Genomic DNA, 17,976 nt, shown 5'->3' on the forward strand with positions numbered 1-17,976 from the left:
AGCGGGGGGCCGCTGTCGTACAGTCGCCTCCCGCCCGAACAGCTGACGCACCGTCAGGAGGCAGGCGTATGCGGCTCGGTCTGGCACTCGGCTACTGGGGGCGCGGTCCCTCCGCGGAGCACGTCCCGCTCGTCCAGGAGGCGGAGCGGCTCGGTTACGACTCGGTGTGGACCGCCGAGTCATGGGGCTCGGACGCCTTCACCCCGCTCGCCTGGATCGCCGCGCACACCTCAAGGATCAAGCTGGGCACGGCCGTCGCGCAGATGGCCGCCCGGTCGCCGACCACGACCGCGATGCAGGCCCTGACCCTGGACCATCTCTCCGGCGGACGCGCCCTGCTCGGGCTCGGGCTCTCCGGGCCGCAGGTCGTCGAGGGCTGGTACGGGCGGCCGTTCCCGAGGTCCCCGCTGACCGCGACCCGGGAGTACGTCGACGTCGTACGCCAAGTTCTCAGGCGCGAGGCCCCTGTCGAACTGGACGGACGCTTCCACCCCCTCCCCTACGACGGCCCGGACGGCACCGGCATCGGCAAGGCGCTCAAGTCCATCACCCATCCCCTGCGCGCGGACCTGCCCGTACTGCTCGGCGCCGAGGGGCCGAAGAACATCGCGCAGACGACCCGGATCGCGGACGGCTGGCTGCCGTTGTACTGGTCGCCGAGCCGGACCGACGTCTACGAGACGTCCCTGACCGAGGTGCCCGAAGGCTTCCTCATCGCGCCCATGGTCCGGGCGAAGGTCTGCGAGGACGTCGCCGAAGGGCTGCTGCCCGTGAAGGCCATGCTGGGCTTCTACATCGGCGGCATGGGGCACGCCAAGCGCAACTTCCACGCCGACCTCATGGCCCGCATGGGGTACGAGGAGGAGGCCCGGCGCATCCAGCGGCTCTTTCTCGACGGGCGGCGCGAGGAGGCCGTACTCGCCGTGCCGGACGCCTTCGCCGACGAGATCTCCCTGGTCGGGCCGCGGACACGGATCGCGGAACGGCTGGAGTCGTGGCGGAAGGGGCCGGTGACGGATCTGCTGGTGCTGTCCCCGGATCCGCACACGCTGCGGGTGCTGGCGGAGCTCAACTCATAGGGAGTGTCCGGGTTTCAACGACGGTATGCGGGCAACCCGTTGAGCATGTCTCGATATAGCGGTTCCAACCAGGCGGGCCGGGTCATAGCGATCGTGGCCGACGTCATGGCCTTCATCCTGGGCCTGTGGATCCTGATGTATCTGTTGGGCGCGAACGGCGCGAACGACTTCGTGCAGTTCATCCATGACGCGGCTCGCTGGCTCGCCGGCTGGTCGCACGACCTGTTCACCTTCGACGAGCAGTGGGCGCGGGTCGTGGCCGGCTACGGTCTGGCGGCCGTGGTGTACCTGTTCCTGGGACACGCGATCGCGAACCGGATGCATCGCCACTGAGGCCCACCGCGTGGTGCCGTGCGGGTCCTCCGCCCGAGCGCCCACGCGGAAGCGGTCGGGAGGCCGAGGTGGTCAGGCGGGTGCGGGTCGGTCGGGGTTGGTCGCGCAGTTCCCCGCGCCCCTGAGAAGCAGGGGCTGCGCCCCGTGCTTCTCGGCCCGCCCGTCCCGAGGGCCCCGGGGAACTGCGCGACAGGCCCCACCGGGCCGTAGGCCGCGCACGCGCCCCTCGGCTCAGCAGCACTCCGAGTCGTCGAAGTCGTCCAGCCCCCGCGGCAACCGCTCTCCGCCGAACACCGCGCACGTCGCCTCGTCGCCGCCCAGCGCGGCCACGGCCAGCAGGACGGATCCGGCGGTCCAGGAGGTCAGCTCCTCGGGCCAGACGGCTCGGTCCTCGAAGACGTAACCCGTCCAGTACAGGCCGGAATCGGGGTCGCGGAGGTGCTGGATGGACTGGAGGATGTCCAGGGCGCGGTCGGACTCGCCCATCGCCCAGAGTGCCAGGGCCAGTTCGGCCGACTCACCGCCGGTCACCCACGGGTTGGGGACCACGCAGCGGACGCCGAAGCCGGGCACGACGAAGCGGTCCCAGCTCTCCTCGACACGGGCCTTGGCCTCGGAGCCGGTGAGCGCGCCGCCGAGCACGGGGTAGTACCAGTCCATCGAGTAGCGGTCCTTGTCGAGGAACCGTTCGGGGTGCCGGCGTATCGCGTGCCGGAGTGCGCCGACGGCCAACTCCCAGTCGGGCTGCGGCTCCTCGCGCTGCTCGGCGATGGCGAGGGCGCAGCGCAGCGCGTGATGGATGGACGAACTGCCGGTCAGCAGGGCGTCGTTCACCGGAGTGCCGTCGTCCTCGCGCTTCCAGCCGATCTGGCCGCCGGGCTGCTGGAGCCGCAGGACGTACTCGATCGCCGCGTGGACGGCCGGCCACATGCGGTCGAGGAAGGTGTCGTCGCCGGTGGCCAGGTAGTGGTGCCAGACGCCGACGGCTATGTAGGCCACGAAGTTGGTCTCGCGGCCGCGGTCGGTGACGTCGTCGGCGTCCCCGTCGGCGTAGGCGGCGTACCAGGAACCGTCTTCGTTCTGGTGCCGGCGCAGCCATGCGTAGGCGCGTGCGGCGGCCTCGTGCTCACCGGCCGCGTCCAGGGCCATGGCCGCCTCGGTGTGGTCCCACGGGTCGAGGTGGTGTCCCCTGAACCACGGGATGGCACCGTCCGCGCGCTGCACCGCGAGGATGCCCCGCACGGTGGCGGCGGCCTCCTCTGCGGTGAGGACCCCGGGCAGGACCAGGTGTTCTGTCCGGGGCGTCGTCACTTGGCGGCCGCCTCGGACACGCCGGTGGTGTCGCTGTCGGCCAGCGCCGGCAGGTGCGGCTTGGTCGCGTAGGCCACGAAGCTCTTGCCGATCACCGGGTTCAGCGCCTCCTCGGCGACCCGGGTGAGCAGCGGCTTCTTCATGATGTCCCAGACCAGCAGCTTGTGGTACGCCCGCACGGGCAGCGCCTTGTCGTTGTCGACGCCGAACGCGCACTTCAGCCACCAGTAGGGCGAGTGCAGGGCGTGCGCGTGGTGGGTGCCGTACGGTTCGAGGCCCGCCTCGCGGATCCTGGCGAGCAGTTCGTCCGCCTTGTAGATGCGGATGTGGCCGCCCTCGACCTCGTGGTAGGCGTCGGAGAGTGCCCAGCAGACCTTCTCGGGGCCGTAGCGCGGGACGGTGACGGCAATGCGGCCGCCGGGCTTCAGCACCCTGACCATCTCGGCGAGGACGCCCTTGTCGTCGGGGATGTGCTCCATCACCTCGGAGATGATGACGACGTCGAAGGACTCGTCGGGGAAGGGCAGCGCGAGGGCGTCGCCCTCCATCGCGGTGGCGGTCGCGCCCTCGGGGGCCTCCCCGGCCTCCTTCATCGCGGCGAACCACTTGGCGACCTCGCGGATCTCCTCGCCGTTCTGGTCGAGGGCCACGACGCGGGCGCCGCGCCGGTAGCACTCGAAGGCGTGCCGGCCCGCTCCACAGCCGAGATCCAGGACCCGGTCCCCCGGGGCGAGGGGGAAGCGGGAGAAATCGACGGTCAGCACGTGGCCCTGCTTTCGCGGTTGGCGTTTTCGCGGTTGGTCTCGACTACGTCGTCGGCGGCTGCGACAGCCCTGTGGGGCTCGACGGGCCCGTGGGGCTCGACGCCCTCGTGGGTCGCGACACCCCCGTGCGGGTCACCGGCCCTGTCGATCGCGGCGGCGTCGGCCGCTTCGACGGTCGCCGTGGTCTCGACGGTCGCCGTGGTCTCGACGGCTGGATCGGCCGCCGGTACGGCGCTCGCGGCGGCCTTCGCCGGGCGTACCCCCGCGCGGGCGACGGCCTCGCGGTAGTGGGCGACCGTGCCCTCTGCGGCGCGGGCCCAGGTGAACCGCCGGAGCACCCGCTCGCGGCCGGCGCGGCCGAGCCGCCGCCGCAGTTCCGGGTCGCCGAGGAGCCTGCTCAGGGCGGCGGCCAGGGCGCCCGGGTCGCCCGGGGGCACCGCGAGGCAGGTCTCGCCGTCGGGTCCGGCGACCTCCGGTATGGCTCCGCCGGTGGTAGCGACCAGCGGCGTGGCGGTGGCCATGGCCTCGGCGGCGGGCAGGGAGAACCCCTCGTACAGCGAGGGCACACAGGCGGCCTCGGCCGAGCGGACCAGGTCGACCAGCTCGGCGTCCGAGATGCCCTTGACGAACTCGACGGCGCCTTCGAGGCCGTACCGTTCGATCGCCTGCGCGACCGGGCCCTCGGTGGGCCGCTTGCCGACGACGACGAGATGGGCGGCGGGATGCTCGGCGCGCACCTTGGCGAGCGCCTCGACGAGGAAGACGAGTCCCTTGAGCGGCACGTCCGCGCTGGAGGTGGTGACGATCCGTCCGGGCACCTCGGCCACGGCCGGATTCGGCGAGAAGAGGTCGGTGTCGGCGCCGATGTGCACCACGTGCATCCGGTCGTCGCGGACACCGAGGTGGTCGACTATCTCCTGGCGGGAGGTGCCGGAGACGGTGAGCACGGACGGCAGCCGCCGCGCGACCCGCTTCTGCATGCGCGTGAACGCGTACCAGCGGCGCACGGACATCCGGCGCTGCCATCCCTCGGCGGCGTCCAGCTCCAACTGGCGGTCGACGGTGATGGGGTGGTGGATGGTGGTGACGAGGGGCGCGCCCACGTCACCCAGCAGACCGTAACCGAGGGTCTGGTTGTCGTGGACGACGTCGAACTCCCCGCGCCGGGCGCGCAGATGGCGGCGGGCGCGGAGGGAGAACGTCAGGGGCTCGGGGAAGCCGCCGGTCCACATCGTCGCCACTTCGAGGGCGTCGACCCAGTCGCGGTACTCGTCCCGCTTCGGCGTGCGGAAGGGGTCGGGCTGGCGGTAGAGGTCGAGGCTCGGCAGCTCGGTGAGGGAGATCCCGCCCGGACCGTCGAGGGGTACGGCGTCCTCGTCGAGAACGGGGTAGGGCTGGGAGCCGATCACCTCGACCTGATGGCCGAGGCGGGCCAGCTCGCGCGAGAGGTGCCGTACGTAGACGCCCTGCCCCCCGCAGAACGGGTTCCCTTTATAGGTGAGGAGCGCGATGTTGAGCGGTCGCTCGCCGTCCGCGGCGAGGTCACGTCGGGACCCCGCCTGACTGGCCTCCGCGGTCACTCCTGGCCCCCTTCTCACTTGCGATTTCCCGTGAGATTACGACGAGACGGTAATCTAGAACAAGTTTCAGAGTTGATCGTTCAAGAGGCTCTGAATCTACCGGCTGGTAGAACGGCTGTGAGAGGTGGATCAGGTGATTCACGCCACGGCACACGCCCTGGCATGCTATTTGATCGCATACCCTCACCGATCGTCACGACTGTCACGGAACGAGACCCATGCCTGCGGAAGTCAAGGTGGAAGCCGGCGCCGGGCGACCGGACTCACCGCCCCTCACGGAGCGGCAGGAGGCCCGTCGGCGCCGGATCCTGCACGCGAGTGCCCAGCTGGCCAGCCGGGGCGGTTTCGACGCCGTGCAGATGCGGGAGGTCGCCGAGTCCTCACAGGTGGCGCTCGGCACGCTCTACCGCTACTTCCCCTCGAAGATCCATCTGCTGGTCGCCACGATGCAGGCCCAGTTGGAGCACATGCACGGCACGCTGCGCAAGAAACCCCCGAGTGGCGCGACGGCGGCCGAGCGCGTCGCCGAGACCCTGATGCGCGCCTTCCGCGCCCTGCAGCGCGAGCCCCACCTCGCCGACGCCATGGTCCGCGCCCTCACCTTCGCCGACCGCAGCGTCAGCCCCGAGGTCGACCAGGTCTCCCACCAGACGACCGCGATCATCCTCGACGCGATGGGCCTGGAGGACCCGAGCCCGGAGCAGCTGTCGGCGGTCCGCGTCATCGAGCACACCTGGCACTCGGCCCTCATCACCTGGCTCTCCGGCCGCGCCTCGATCGCCCAGGTGAAGATCGACATCGAGACGGTGTGTCGCCTGATCGACCTGACGGCGCCGGACCGGCGGAAGCAGGCCTGAAGCAGGGGCTCGAAGCAGGCGGGAACCGGCGGGGGCAGGCCTGTCGGGGAAACGGCAGCACGAAAGACCTACGAGACGGGTTCCCTGTGCCGGCACCACTCATCCGGCATCAGGTGCCGAGGGTCACCGTCAGGCCCTGTCGTGCCGCCTTCCGGCCTCTCAGCCCGACCGTCGACGTCGGCACCGGCGGATCTGCTGCCTCTCGCCGCTGTCGGCTACTTCGGTCGGCTCCCTCACTCGTCTCGTAGGCTGATTTCTACGATAGAACGCCCGCACGGGAATGCAACCCCTCAAAGGTGATTTTTTTCCCATTCCGGGCGAAGTGCTCGGCGACGCGTATGCCCCTACGCCACGGCCTCCAGCCCGCTCCAGCTCCGCCCGATCGCCTTCTCCCCCGCCCATCGGTCGAGCAGCCGGCAAGCATCCTCCTCCGGGGCCGCCAGACAGACGCGCTGGGCGCCCGCGTGGGCGGGCCGGGGCTCCTTGTGGAGGGTGCCCTCGCTGCAGCAGGCGCAGTGCGTCGTCAGGGTGTCGGCGGGCTCGGCGGCGAAGTCGTGGTCGGCGAAGAGGGTGGTGAGGGCTTCCAGGTCGCCCGGTTCGGCGGCCGCGACCGTCACCTGGAACGTGGGCAGGTCGGAGGGCTCGAAGAGGAGCAGCTCGTCGAAGACGGGATAGGTCGTGCCGTCGACGACGCGTTCGCCGTTCGGTTGCCCGTCGTGGAGGACGATCTCGCCGAAGCGGCGGCCGCCGGTCACGGGGACGTTCAGCACGCGCCCGCGCGTCGGGCACAGCCGGTCGATCCACACCACCTCGCGGGCACCGTCGGTGTCCAGGCGGACGCAGGCCCGGCCGAAGCGGCCGTGGATCTCGCCCTCATCACCACCCGCGCCCTCGCTCTCGCCCTCGCTCTCACTCTCGGGCAGCCGGATGCCGAAGCCGGCCCAGGCGTCGCGGGCGACGGCCCAGTCGCGGCGGACCGTGGCCGCGATGCCCAGGTTCCAGAAGGCGGGGTCGCCCTCGCCACGTGGTGCGCGGGCGGCGGCCTGGACACCGAGTTCGTACGCCTTGTCCCAGTCGCGCAGGAACTTGTGGGCGAGCGCGGCGTCGTACCACCACTCCGCGCTCGGCTTCTCGTCCGGGAAATGGGCGAGCACCTGCTCGTAGAGGTCGGCGGCGCGCTGCCACTCCTCGGCGTCCCAGGCCGCGTACGCCTGCTCGATCAGCTTCCTGGCCTCGGACTTCTCCACGTTCCCCGCTCCGGCTTCCCGATCGTCCCGTTACCGACCGCAGAGCGTAGGCCCCTACTCCTCGGGCGGGAACACCGGCTCCCCGCTGCCCAGCAGGGCGATCGCGATCGCCTCCACCGGGCAGCCCTCCGCCGCCTTCAGGATGCGTTCGTTGGCGTCGGGGTCGGGGGCGGTGGGGTGGGACTGCATGGCGGAATCGAGGCGGAAGGCGTCCGGGGCGAGGTGGGTGCACTGGGCGGAGCCGATGCAGAGGGCGCGGTCGACCTCCACGTGCCAGCGGTCACCCATCGCCGGTCACTCCTCCCCGTCGACGGTGGCGGTGTGGGTGGCCTCGGCCTCGGCGGGCGGCTCGTATCCGGCCGGGAGGTGGATCATCTTGTGTTCCAGGTACTCGCCGTAGCCCTCGGGTCCGAACTCCCGCCCCAGGCCGGAGTTCTTGTAGCCGCCGAAGGGGCCGAGCATGTCGAGGCTGAAGGTGTTGACGGAGTAGGTGCCGGTGCGGACCTGGCGGGCGATGTCGACGCCGTGTTCGTCGTCGGCGGTCCAGACGCTGCCGCTGAGGCCGTAGTCGGAGTCGTTGGCGATGCGTACGGCCTCGGCCTCGTCGCCGTACGGGAGGAGGCAGATCACCGGGCCGAAGATCTCCTCGCGGGCGATGCGCATGGAGTTGTCGACGTCGCCGAAGAGGGTCGGCTCGACGTACCAGCCGTGCTCCAGGCCGGCGGGACGGCCGCCGCCGGTGAGGATCTTGGCGCCCTCCTCCTGGCCGATGCGTATGTAGTCGAGGCTGCGGCGCTGCTGGCGCTGGGCGACCAGCGGTCCGAGTTCGGTGGCCGGGTCGAGGGGGTCGCCGATCTTGAGCGCGCAGGCGTAGGCCGCGAAGGCCTCGGCGAACTCGTCGTAGCGGGAGCGGGGCACGAGGATGCGGGTCTGGGCGACACAGGCCTGGCCGTTGATCATCCAGGCGAAGGGGGCGATGCCGTCGACGGCCGTCTGCGCGTCCGCGTCCGGCAGGATCACCGCCGCCGACTTGCCGCCCAGTTCCAGGGTGACGCGGGTGAGGTTGCGGGCGGCGACCTCCATGACCCGTTTGCCGGCGGCGACCGAGCCGGTGAAGGAGACCTTGTCGACGCCCGGGTGCCCCACCAGGTACTCGCTGACCTCGCGGTCGGCGGGGAGGATGGACAGCACCCCCTCGGGCAGGCCCGCCTCGGCGGCGATCTCCGCCAACAGGTAGGCGTCCAGGGGGGTTTCGGGCGAGACCTTCAGGATCGCCGGGCAGCCGGTGAGGAGGGCGGGGGCGAGTTTCGCGGCGGCGGTGAACTGCGGGACGTTCCAGGGGACGACCGCCGCCACCACCCCGACCGGCTCGCGCCGCACGAGGATCTTGCCGAGCACGCCGTCGCGCCGCTCCTCGTACGTGAATCCGCGCGCCGTCGTGATCGCCGCGTCCCACACCAGCATCGAGGCGAGCGCCTGCACCATCACGCTGGAGGTGACCGGGGTGCCGTTCTCGGAGCTGATGATCCGGGCGAACTCCTCGTGGCGTACGGCGAAGGCGTCCTTGATCCGGGTGACGACCTCGATGCGCTCGTCGAGAGACATACGCGGCCAGGGGCCGTGGTCGAAGGCGTGGCGCGCGGCGGCCACGGCCCGGTCGACGTCCGCGCGCGACGCGTGCGGGACGCGGCCGATGACCTCCTCCGTGTGCGGGGAGACCACCTCGATGACGTCGGTGCCCAGGGGGTCCGTCAACTCCCCGCCGATGAAGAGCTGTCCGTGTTCCACGAGTTCGGTCATGGCCGCTGCCTCCCGGAGCCACTTCTCTGACGTACCGTCAGTTTCTGGTAGGGAACTGATACCAGTTCCAGGGGGAGGAGTCCATGTCGTTCGCCGACGGACGGCCACGACGACGGGCTCGCACGCCCATCCCTGGTGGAACTCGTTCTAGTTATAGTGACTTCATGACACAGGTGACCGATCACGGCGGAGGCGTACGGTCCATCGAGGTCCCCATCCCGGACAACCCGCTCGGCCACACCCTCGTGTACGTCGTCGACACCGACCGGGGGCCGGTCCTCGTCGACACCGGCTGGGACGACCCGGCGTCGTGGGACACGCTCGCCGCCGGACTGACGGCGTGCGGTACGTCGGTCACGGAGATCCACGGGGTCGTGATCACACATCACCACCCGGACCACCACGGCCTGTCGGGGGCGGTGCGCGAGGCGTCCGGGGCGTGGATCGCGATGCACGCGGCGGACACGGCGATCGTGCGGCGCACCCGCGGTACCGGCCCGGACCGCTGGTTCACGTACATGACGGACAAGCTCACGGCGGCGGGCGCCCCGCAGGAGCACCTCGCCGCCCTCCGCGCCCCGCGCCGCCCGCGCGCCCTGCCCGGCTTCTCCCCCGCGCTCCCCGACCGCGACATCGTCCCCGGTGAACTCCTGGAACTCCCCGGCCGTCGCGTCCGCGCGATCTGGACGCCGGGGCACACGCCGGGGCACGTCTGCCTCCACCTGGAGGAGGCGCACCCCTCCCGACTGCCGGGCCACGGACGCCTGCTCTCCGGCGACCACCTCCTCCCCGAGATCAGCCCGCACATCGGCCTCTACGAGGACCCCGACGACGACACGGTCACCGATCCTCTCGGCGACTACCTCGACTCCTTGGAACGCGTCGGCCGCCTCGGCCCCGCCGAGGTCCTGCCCGCCCATCAGTACGCGTTCACGGACACCGCCGCCCGCGTGGGCGAGTTGCTGGCCCACCACGAGTCACGGCTCACCGGCCTGCTCACCCTCCTCGCGACCCCCCTCACCCCCTGGCAGCTCGCCGAACGCATGGAGTGGAACCGCCCCTGGTCCCAGATCCCCTTCGGCTCCCGCAACATCGCGGTCTCCGAGGCGGAGGCGCATCTGCGGCGACTGGTGAAGCTGGGGCGGGCGGAGGCGGTGACGGGGAGCGATCCGGTCATGTATGTGGCGGTCTGAGGGGCGTCGGTCAGGGGCGCTCACCCCGTCCACCGCGCGCTCGGGTCATCGTCCCCGGCTCGGCGAGGGTGCGGACCAACTCCTCGGCGGCGTGGATGAGTTCGGTCTCCCGCGCGGTCATCGTCGGGGTGGCCGCCCGGCGCCGCCCCGCCTCGACCAGCCCCGCCTCCGTCAGGGCGGAGGGGCCGTCTGACCGGCGGGCGAGGAGGGACACGAGGGTGGCCTGGGCGATCCCGGCGCGTAGATCGGCGCTGTCCACGGCGACTTGGGCGAGGATCACGGCGGACATTCCCCAGTCGAGGCCGGGCGGCCCGTCCTCGGCGTTGCTCCAGTCGATGACCTGGGGGCCGTGGGGAGTGAGGATGACGTTGTCGGGGTGCAGGTCCAGGTGGAGGACGTGGCTGGTGGGAGCTGCCCCGGTGGGGGCAGGGCGAGTGAAGGCAACTCGTTTGCCGGGCCCGGAGGCTGTCCGGTCGGAGGGCGGGCGCATCGCCCGGTCGCGGGGCGGGAGGGCGTGGAGGGCGTGCAGGAGGCGGGCCAGGGTGGCACCCGCGCGCGCCGGGTCGAGCAGGCCGGTGGCCATCGCCTCCAGCATCGTCGGACCGGACAGGCGCTCCAGCACCATCTCCGTACGGGTCGCCGAGTGCACGCGCGGGACGGGGTACCCGTGGCCCCGGACGTACGCCATGACCTCGGCCTCGGCGGCCGCGTCTCCCCAGTCGGCGTTCCGGTAGCGCCGCAGCACCCAGGCATCGGCGGGCCCTTCCGCGCCGGCGCGCCCTTCCGGGCCGACGGGGCCGCCCATGTCGGCACGGTCGCCGGGGTCGGCGACCTCTCCGGGACCGCGTCCGGTATGTCTGTCGACTCCGTCACGGTCGCCGCGGCTCTCGGGGGCGGTGGGTTCGCCGGGGGCCGTGAGCGGGGTGTGGGCGGGGGGCGTGGACTCGCCTTCGTCGTGGCGGAGTTCGTACACGTCGGCCGTGCGGCCCGAGCCCAGCAGTCTCCCCGTGCGCATGGCCCGAACCTATCCCGGGGTTCCGGCGGCCCTCAGGGGTTTTGCTACCGGCAGGTACAGTGACCGGGTCGTCATCACACCCGTACAGGGGAAAGCCGGTGCAAATCCGGCGCTGACCCGCAACCGTGAGCCGGCCCCGGCAGGGGGCGGCAAGTCGGACCGCCCTGAACGGAATTGTGACCGGCTCCCCCCCCCCCCCGCCCGCCGGTGTACGGCACCGTCGAGGAATACGGAGCCGAGCCGCCCGGCGCTTCGCCGTGCGTCCGGCTCCCGTCAGGGAGAGGCAGCCGCCGATCATGAATGTCCGCCGCAGCGCCACGGTGGTCGCCGTACTGGCCGTCACAGCCGGACTCGGGACCGGACCGGGTGCCGGAGCCGGGGCCGGTTTCGCGCCGGTCGCGTTCGCCGCCGACGCGACCTCGGTGTCCGCCGACTCCTCCCCCGCTCCCTCCGCCTCGCCGTCGCAGGCGATCCCCACCGGTCTGTACGGCTCCACCGATCCCACGTACGACGGTGTCTGGCGGCAGTCCCTGGCCCTGCTCGCGCTGGACACCGTGGGCGAGAAGCCCGGGGCCGGGGCCGTGGAGTGGCTCGTCGGGCAGCAGTGCGCGAGCGGGGCGTTCGCCGCGTACCGGGCCGACGCCACCGCCCGGTGCGACGCCGGGACGGCGGTCGACACCAACAGCACGGCCGCCGCGGTCCAGGCGCTGGCCGCAGTCGGCGGGCGGGACGCCGAGGCCGGGCGGGCGGTGCGCTGGCTGAAGGACAGCCAGAACAAGGACGGCGGCTGGGGCTACACCGCCGGCGGGCCCAGCGACGCGAACTCGACCTCCGTCGTCATCGGCGCGCTGACCGCCGTCGGCTACGCCCCCGAGAAGCAGGAGAAGGCCGGCAACTCGCCCTACGACGCCCTCCGTTCCCTGGCCCTGCCCTGCGGGGGCGGGAAGGGAGGCACGGGTGGCGCCGGCGGCAAGAAGGACGGCGGCGCCTTCGCCTATCAGCCCGACAAGAAGGGCGCTCTCGCGGCGAACGCCGACGCCACGGCCGCCGCCGTGCTCGGCAGCCTGGGTGCGGGGTTCGCGGCCGGGCCGGACGGCGGGTCGGCCGCCCCAGGGGGTTTCGCCGAGAAGTGTGTCCCGGGTGACTCCCCGGCGGATCTGGCCCACAACGGGGCCGTCCACCTGGCCGGTGACCTCGCCGCCGACGGCTACCTGACGTCCGCCCTCGCGGGCGCGAAGGATCAGCCCGACCACGGCAACACCGCCGACGCGGTCGTGGCGCTCGCCGCCGCCGGGGACCTGGACGCGACCGAGAAACCGCTCGCCTGGCTGGCGAAGAACCACGGCGCCTGGGCGGCCGGGGCCGGGCCCGCCGCGTACGCCCAGCTCGTCTTCGCCGCGCACGCCACCGGTGCCGACCCGCGTGACTTCGGTGGCACGGACCTGGTGGCCGGCCTCCAGGGCACCGGTCCCGCGCGCGATGTGGACGACTACTCCTCCGTGCCCAGCCACGACACGGCGGGCGAGGTGGACGGTGACGGTCCGGGCGCGGGCACGTGGTGGGCGGTCGGACTCGGGCTCGTCGTCGTCGCGGCCGTCGTCGGGTTCGTGTCGGCGCGGGCCGGCCGGAAGCGGCGGGAGGCGTGACCGGGCTTCGGCGGGACACCGTGGCGCGGTCGGCCGCGTGGCCGCTGCTCCGGCCGCGTGGTGTGCTCCTCGTACTGGCCGGCGTCCTGCTCGTGCTGGCGAGTGTGGGCGCGGGGCAGGCCCGGGCCGCCGCGTACCGCTACTGGTCGTTCTGGGAGCGGGACGGCTCGGCCTGGGCCTACGCCACGCAGGGGCCCTCGACCACGCGGCCGTCCGACGGGGATGTGCAGGGGTTCCGGTTCGCGGTCAGCCGCGACTCCGCGGACGCGGCCCGGCCGCGCGGGGGCGCCGACTTCGCCACCGTCTGCGGGGGAACGGCCGCGCGGGGCGGGGAGAAGCGGGTCGCGCTGGTCGTCGACTTCGGTACGGCGGCGGACGCGCCGGACGGTGAGACGCCTCCGGCGGCGCGTACGGCGTGTGCGCGGGTTCCGGACGACGCGAGTACGGCGGAGGCGCTCGCGTCCGTCGCGAAGCCGCTGCGGTACGACACGAACGCGATGCTCTGCGCGATCGCCGGGTATCCGGGGCAGGGGTGCGGTGAGGCGGTCGGCTCGGATGCCGATACGGATGCGGATGCGGATGCCGGCACCGACGCCGACGCCGATGGCCGTGCCGATGCCGACAGCCGTGGCGCTTCCGCGAGTTCACAGTCCGCTGCCGCCTCCGACGCGGGAGACGGGCCGCCTGACGGGCCCTCCGTCGGGCTGTTCGTCGGCGTGGGTGTGGTCGCCGTGCTCGGCGGCGCGGCGGTGTGGCAGGCGCGCCGGCGCCGGAGCTAGGGGGCGTGATGCGGTGGTTCACCCGACGCCCGGAGGCGGCGCCTGCCGGGGGCCGGTCCCGCGGCCCGGCGCCACGAGGTGCCGCGGCGCCCGCCCGTGGCGTCCCGGCGGCACGACTGCCCGCGGCGAGGACGGCCGAGCGGCGCGCCCTCGGCCCTGCGCTGCGGCAGTCCGCGGACAGGCCGGCGCCCCGGGGCCCCGGTGTGCACCCCCTCGCCTGGTGGCTCTGGGCCCTCGGGCTGGCGACCGCCGCGTCCCGGACCACGAACCCTCTGCTGCTCTGCCTGCTCATCGCGGTCTCCGGGTACGTCGTGGCCACGCACCGGACGGACGCGCCGTGGGCCCGGTCGTACGCCGCGTTCATGAGGCTGGGCCTGGCGGTGCTGCTCGTCCGCCTCGGCTTCGCGGTCGTGCTGGGCTCGCCCGTCCCCGGTACGCACACCCTGTTCACCCTGCCCGAAGTACCGCTCCCCGCCTGGTCGCAGGGCATCCGGCTGGGTGGCCGCGTCACGGCGGAGGGGGTGCTGTTCGCCCTGTACGACGGGCTGCGGCTGGCCGCCCTGCTGATCTGTGTCGGCGCCGCGAACGCCCTCGCGAACCCGGCGCGACTGCTCAAATCGCTCCCCGGCGCCCTCTACGAGGCGGGCGTCGCGGTGGTGGTGGCGATGACGTTCGCGCCGCATCTGGTGGCTGACGTCCAGCGGTTGCGGGCCGCACGACGGCTGCGCGGGCGTCCCGACCGTGGCGTGCGCGGACTGCTGCAGGTCGGACTGCCGGTGCTGGAGGGCGCGTTGGAGCGGTCGGTCGCGCTCGCCGCCGCGATGGACTCGCGCGGCTACGGCCGTACCGCTCGGGTCCCGGCCCGGGTCCGCCGTACGACCGCCGCGCTCACCCTGGGCGGGCTGCTCGGCGTCTGCGCGGGAACGTACGGCGTGCTGACCGCCGAGGGCGGCACCTACGGCCTGCCCGTCCTGTTCACCGGACTGGTGGCCGCGCTCACGGGCCTGCGGCTGGGCGGCCGGCGCTCGCCGCGCACCCGCTACCGGCCGGACGCGTGGGGCGTGCGCGCCTGGCTGGTGGCCGGCTCCGGGACCGCCGTCGCCGTGCTGCTGATCGTCCTCGCCGCGTACGACTCCGCCGCCCTGCGCCCCGGCGTCGTCCCCCTCGCCGCCCCGGACCTCCCCCTCCGCCCGGCCGCCGCGATCCTGCTGGGCCTGGTTCCCGCGTTCGCCGTGCCCGCCCCGCCGAGGCCCGCCCGGCCCGGCTCCCCGCCGACGGCCGTCCCACCGACCGACGTTCCACCGACCGCCGTTCCATCAACCCCCGTTCCACCGACGAAGGAACCCGCGTGATCCGCTTCGAGGATGTCTCCGTGACGTACGACGGAGCGGCCGAACCCACCGTCAGGGGAGTCGACTTCGAGGTCCCTGAGGGTGAACTCGTGCTGCTCGTCGGACCGTCGGGGGTGGGCAAGTCGACGGTCCTCGGCGCGGTGAGCGGGCTCGTGCCGCACTTCACCGGCGGCACCCTGCGCGGCCGGGTCACGGTGGCCGGGCGGGACACCCGCACGCACAGGCCGCGTGAACTCGCCGACGTGGTCGGCACGGTGGGGCAGGACCCGCTGTCGCACTTCGTGACCGACACCGTCGAGGACGAACTCGCCTACGGCATGGAGTCGTTGGGGCTCGCTCCGGAGGTGATGCGGCGACGGGTGGAGGAGACGCTCGATCTGCTGGGCCTCGCCGGTCTCCGCGACCGTCCCCTCGCCACGCTCTCCGGCGGTCAGCAGCAGCGGGTCGCCATCGGGTCGGTCCTCACCCCGCACCCTCGGGTGCTCGTCCTCGACGAGCCGACCTCCGCGCTGGACCCGGCCGCCGCCGAGGAGGTCCTCGCCGTGCTCCAGCGGCTCGTCCACGACCTCGGCACGACCGTCCTCATGGCCGAGCACCGCCTGGAGCGCGTCATCCAGTACGCCGGCCGGGTCGCGCTCCTCCCGGCCCCCGGCGCCCCGCCGGTCCTCGGCACCCCGGCCGAGGTGATGGCCGCCTCCCCGGTGGCTCCGCCGGTGGTCGAGCTCGGGCGACTGGCGGGCTGGTCCCCGCTGCCGCTGACGGTGCGGGACGCACGCCGCCGGGCGGGCCCCCTGCGGGATCGCCTCGCGGCGCACACCCCGGATGCCCCCCGCACCCTGGAGAGGCGCGGGGACCTGCGCGAGGGCCTGCGCGGAGACCTGCGCGAGGGACCACGAAGCACCGGCACCCCGCGCCCAGCGGAAGCCCCCGCTCCCCCCCCGGCCCGCCCCTCCCCCTGGTTCTCCCCCCGCTTCTCCTCCCGTTTCTCCCTCCGCTCCCTCTCCCTCCTCCGGCGCCGCCTCGACAGGCGCCCCACCCCTCCGACCGCCTCTCCGCCCGCCGAACCGGCGGTCCTCGCGGCCCTCGATGTCCACCGCGGCCACGTCCACGCCCTCACCCATGTCGACCTCACGGTCACCCCCGGCGAGACGATCGCGCTCATGGGCCGCAACGGCGCCGGAAAGTCCACACTGCTCGCGGCACTGGTCGGGCTGGTGGAACCGGCGGCCGGTTCGGTGCGCGTGGGCGGGCTGGTCCCGCACCGGACGGCGCCCGGAGATCTCGTACGCCGGGTCGGGCTCGTGCCGCAGGAGCCCCGCGATCTCCTCTACACCGACACGGTCGCGGCGGAGTGCGCGGCGGCCGACCGGGACGCGGGGGCGGAGCCGGGCACGTGCCGGGGGCTCGTCTCGGAGCTGCTGCCCGGGGTCGGGGACGGCACGCACCCCCGGGATCTGTCGGAGGGGCAGCGGCTGGCCCTCGCGCTCGCGGTCGTCCTCACGGCCCGCCCGCCGCTGCTGCTCCTCGACGAGCCGACCCGGGGCCTCGACTACGCGGCCAAGTCCCGCCTGGTCACGACCCTGCGTACGCTCGCCGCGGCCGGCCACGCGATCGTCCTGGCCACCCACGACGTGGAACTGGCCGCCGAGCTGGCCCATCGCGTCGTGATCCTCGCCGACGGCGAGATCGTGGCCGACGGGCCGACCCCCGAGGTGGTGGTCGGCTCCCCCTCCTTCGCCCCTCAGGTCACGAAGATCCTCGCGCCCCAGAGGTGGCTGACCACGGCGCAGGTACGAGGCGCCCTGCGGGCGGCGGACCCGGATCCCGGGCCGGACCCGGACCCGGACCCGGCCCGGGAAGTGCGGCAGGCCGTCGCCGCACCGGAGACCCTCGCCGCGCCCGGGGCCCCCTCCCCGCCCCACCCCGAGGAACAGCCATGAGCGACCCCTCCCCCGCGCTCCCCCGCCGACGCCCCCGTCCCGTCCCCCTCTCGCCCCGCACCGTCGCCGCCCTCCTCCTCGTCGGCCTCGTCGGCGCGGCGGCCTTCGGCTGGCCCTTCCTCGCGGACCCCGGCTCGCAGGTCACCGCGCACGCGCGGGACGCGCCCTGGTTGTTCGCGGGACTGCTCGTGCTGCTGGTCGGTGTAGTCGGCGCGACACTGTCGGAGGCGGGGCTGGGCGCGAAGGCGGTGGCGATGCTGGGGGTGCTCGCGGCGACCGGTGCCGCGCTGCGCCCCATCGGGGCCGGAACCGCCGGCATCGAGCCCATGTTCTTCCTCCTGGTGCTCAGCGGCCGGGTGCTCGGCCCCGGCTTCGGCTTCACCCTCGGCGCGGTGACGATGTTCTCGTCCGCGCTGCTCACGGGTGGTGTGGGGCCGTGGATGCCGTTCCAGATGCTGGCGATGGGATGGTTCGCGATGGGTGCCGGGCTGCTGCCGGGCGCGCACCGCCTGCGCGGCCGCGGCGAACTGGCGCTGCTCGCCGCCTACGGCTTCGTCGCCGCCTTCGCCTACGGCACGGTCATGAACCTCTACGGCTGGCCCTTCATCGACACGCTCGCCTCGGACATCGCCTTCGACGCGTCGGCGGCCCCGGCCGCGAACCTCGCCCGTTTCGTCGCGTACTGCCTGGCCACGTCCCCCGGCTGGGATCTGGGCCGTGCGGTCGTCACCGTCGTTCTGACCCTCACCCTCGGCACCCCGCTCCTGAAGGCGCTGCGCCGGGCCACCCGCAGGGCCGCCTTCGAGAGCGCCGTCACCTTCGACCCGCCCTCGCGGTGAACCCCCTGTGAGACCCCGGCCACCGTGCGTCGCGTGAGCCGTGAACCACCCCACAGGACCCACATCACATACGAACCGGGGTCGTAGATCGAAGCGCGTGGCATGCGCATGAAGAAACCCGCGCCGACCTGCGCATTGAGAGCCACGTCACAGAGACGACTTCGGACGCGGATACGACCACAACTAGCAAAAGGGGTCATTGCGGACGGCCGCCCGGACTGTTTCTCTGGAGGAGTCGCAC

General features: G+C 73.2%; 16 protein-coding genes. 9 read left to right on the forward strand and 7 right to left on the reverse strand.

Annotated elements, in window-relative coordinates; translation table 11 throughout:
- The first annotated feature begins 68 nt into the window (after window positions 1-68).
- Both STRBO_RS0130860 and STRBO_RS0130865 read left to right on the forward strand, forming a co-directional pair.
- The gene (locus tag STRBO_RS0130860) at window positions 69-1,079 is read left to right on the forward strand and encodes an LLM class F420-dependent oxidoreductase (RefSeq protein WP_005478641.1); all 1,011 of its coding nucleotides are present in this window, start codon (window positions 69-71) and stop codon (window positions 1,077-1,079) included.
- A gap of 45 nt (window positions 1,080-1,124) precedes the next feature.
- A complete protein-coding gene (locus STRBO_RS0130865; RefSeq protein WP_037627623.1) occupies window positions 1,125-1,412 on the forward strand; it encodes a hypothetical protein in 288 nt (95 codons plus the stop codon).
- 231 nt (window positions 1,413-1,643) lie between these two features.
- On the opposite strand, the gene STRBO_RS0130870 is transcribed toward STRBO_RS0130865, so the two are convergent.
- The 3 genes from STRBO_RS0130870 to STRBO_RS0130880 are packed head-to-tail and all read right to left on the reverse strand — an operon-like array spanning window position 1,644 to window position 5,067.
- Window positions 1,644-2,723 (reverse strand): prenyltransferase/squalene oxidase repeat-containing protein, encoded by a 1,080-nt coding sequence (locus STRBO_RS0130870; RefSeq protein ID WP_005478644.1) that lies wholly within the window; start codon window positions 2,721-2,723, stop codon window positions 1,644-1,646.
- Window positions 2,720-3,487, reverse strand: a complete 768-nt coding sequence (locus STRBO_RS0130875) for a class I SAM-dependent methyltransferase (RefSeq protein ID WP_005478650.1) — start codon at window positions 3,485-3,487, stop codon at window positions 2,720-2,722. Before STRBO_RS0130875 ends, STRBO_RS0130870 begins: the two co-directional genes overlap by 4 nt.
- Window positions 3,481-5,067 (reverse strand): glycosyltransferase family 4 protein, encoded by a 1,587-nt coding sequence (locus tag STRBO_RS0130880; protein WP_005478654.1) that lies wholly within the window; start codon window positions 5,065-5,067, stop codon window positions 3,481-3,483. Before STRBO_RS0130880 ends, STRBO_RS0130875 begins: the two co-directional genes overlap by 7 nt.
- 218 nt (window positions 5,068-5,285) lie before the next feature.
- On the opposite strand from STRBO_RS0130880, the gene STRBO_RS0130885 reads away from it, so the two are divergent.
- The gene (locus tag STRBO_RS0130885; protein ID WP_020115331.1) at window positions 5,286-5,924 is read left to right on the forward strand and encodes a TetR family transcriptional regulator; all 639 of its coding nucleotides are present in this window, start codon (window positions 5,286-5,288) and stop codon (window positions 5,922-5,924) included.
- A 344-nt stretch (window positions 5,925-6,268) separates the two neighbouring features.
- Here the strand turns inward: STRBO_RS0130885 and STRBO_RS0130890 are convergent, their stop codons facing one another.
- Genes STRBO_RS0130890 through STRBO_RS0130900 form a run of 3 tightly spaced genes read right to left on the reverse strand, consistent with a single transcriptional unit; the run spans window position 6,269 to window position 8,971 of the window.
- Window positions 6,269-7,171: a tetratricopeptide repeat protein gene (locus STRBO_RS0130890; RefSeq protein WP_005478657.1), complete on the reverse strand. Its 903-nt coding sequence runs from the start codon at window positions 7,169-7,171 to the stop codon at window positions 6,269-6,271.
- 54 nt (window positions 7,172-7,225) lie between these two features.
- Window positions 7,226-7,459, reverse strand: coding sequence for a ferredoxin (locus STRBO_RS0130895; RefSeq protein WP_005478658.1), 234 nt, complete (start codon window positions 7,457-7,459; stop codon window positions 7,226-7,228).
- A gap of 6 nt (window positions 7,460-7,465) precedes the next feature.
- Window positions 7,466-8,971: an aldehyde dehydrogenase gene (locus STRBO_RS0130900; protein ID WP_005478659.1), complete on the reverse strand. Its 1,506-nt coding sequence runs from the start codon at window positions 8,969-8,971 to the stop codon at window positions 7,466-7,468.
- A gap of 164 nt (window positions 8,972-9,135) precedes the next feature.
- On the opposite strand from STRBO_RS0130900, the gene STRBO_RS0130905 reads away from it, so the two are divergent.
- Window positions 9,136-10,164, forward strand: a complete 1,029-nt coding sequence (locus STRBO_RS0130905; protein WP_005478660.1) for a Strvi_7410 family MBL fold metallo-hydrolase — start codon at window positions 9,136-9,138, stop codon at window positions 10,162-10,164.
- Between the two features lie 10 nt (window positions 10,165-10,174).
- Here STRBO_RS0130905 and STRBO_RS0130910 read toward each other — a convergent pair whose 3' ends face one another.
- Entirely contained in the window at window positions 10,175-11,179 is a 1,005-nt protein-coding gene (locus STRBO_RS0130910; RefSeq protein ID WP_005478664.1) for an aminoglycoside phosphotransferase family protein, read from the reverse strand.
- Between the two features lie 296 nt (window positions 11,180-11,475).
- On the opposite strand from STRBO_RS0130910, the gene STRBO_RS0130915 reads away from it, so the two are divergent.
- The 5 genes from STRBO_RS0130915 to STRBO_RS0130935 all read left to right on the forward strand — a co-directional run bounded on the left by STRBO_RS0130915 (window position 11,476) and on the right by STRBO_RS0130935 (window position 17,735).
- On the forward strand, window positions 11,476-12,825 hold the full coding sequence (locus STRBO_RS0130915) for an SCO2321 family membrane protein (RefSeq protein WP_005478668.1): 1,350 nt from the start codon (window positions 11,476-11,478) through the stop codon (window positions 12,823-12,825).
- A complete protein-coding gene (locus tag STRBO_RS0130920; RefSeq protein ID WP_020115332.1) occupies window positions 12,822-13,604 on the forward strand; it encodes an SCO2322 family protein in 783 nt (260 codons plus the stop codon). The genes STRBO_RS0130915 and STRBO_RS0130920 overlap by 4 nt, the downstream gene beginning before the upstream one ends.
- A gap of 203 nt (window positions 13,605-13,807) precedes the next feature.
- Window positions 13,808-14,956, forward strand: a complete 1,149-nt coding sequence (locus STRBO_RS0130925; RefSeq protein WP_005478671.1) for an energy-coupling factor transporter transmembrane component T — start codon at window positions 13,808-13,810, stop codon at window positions 14,954-14,956.
- The gene (locus STRBO_RS0130930) at window positions 14,953-16,896 is read left to right on the forward strand and encodes an ABC transporter ATP-binding protein (protein ID WP_005478672.1); all 1,944 of its coding nucleotides are present in this window, start codon (window positions 14,953-14,955) and stop codon (window positions 16,894-16,896) included. Before STRBO_RS0130925 ends, STRBO_RS0130930 begins: the two co-directional genes overlap by 4 nt.
- Window positions 16,893-17,735, forward strand: coding sequence for an ECF transporter S component (locus tag STRBO_RS0130935; protein ID WP_005478673.1), 843 nt, complete (start codon window positions 16,893-16,895; stop codon window positions 17,733-17,735). The genes STRBO_RS0130930 and STRBO_RS0130935 overlap by 4 nt, the downstream gene beginning before the upstream one ends.
- The last annotated feature ends 241 nt before the right edge of the window (window positions 17,736-17,976 follow it).

This window comes from Streptomyces bottropensis ATCC 25435, from assembly GCF_000383595.1.
Taxonomy (GTDB): Bacteria; Actinomycetota; Actinomycetes; order Streptomycetales; family Streptomycetaceae; genus Streptomyces; species Streptomyces bottropensis.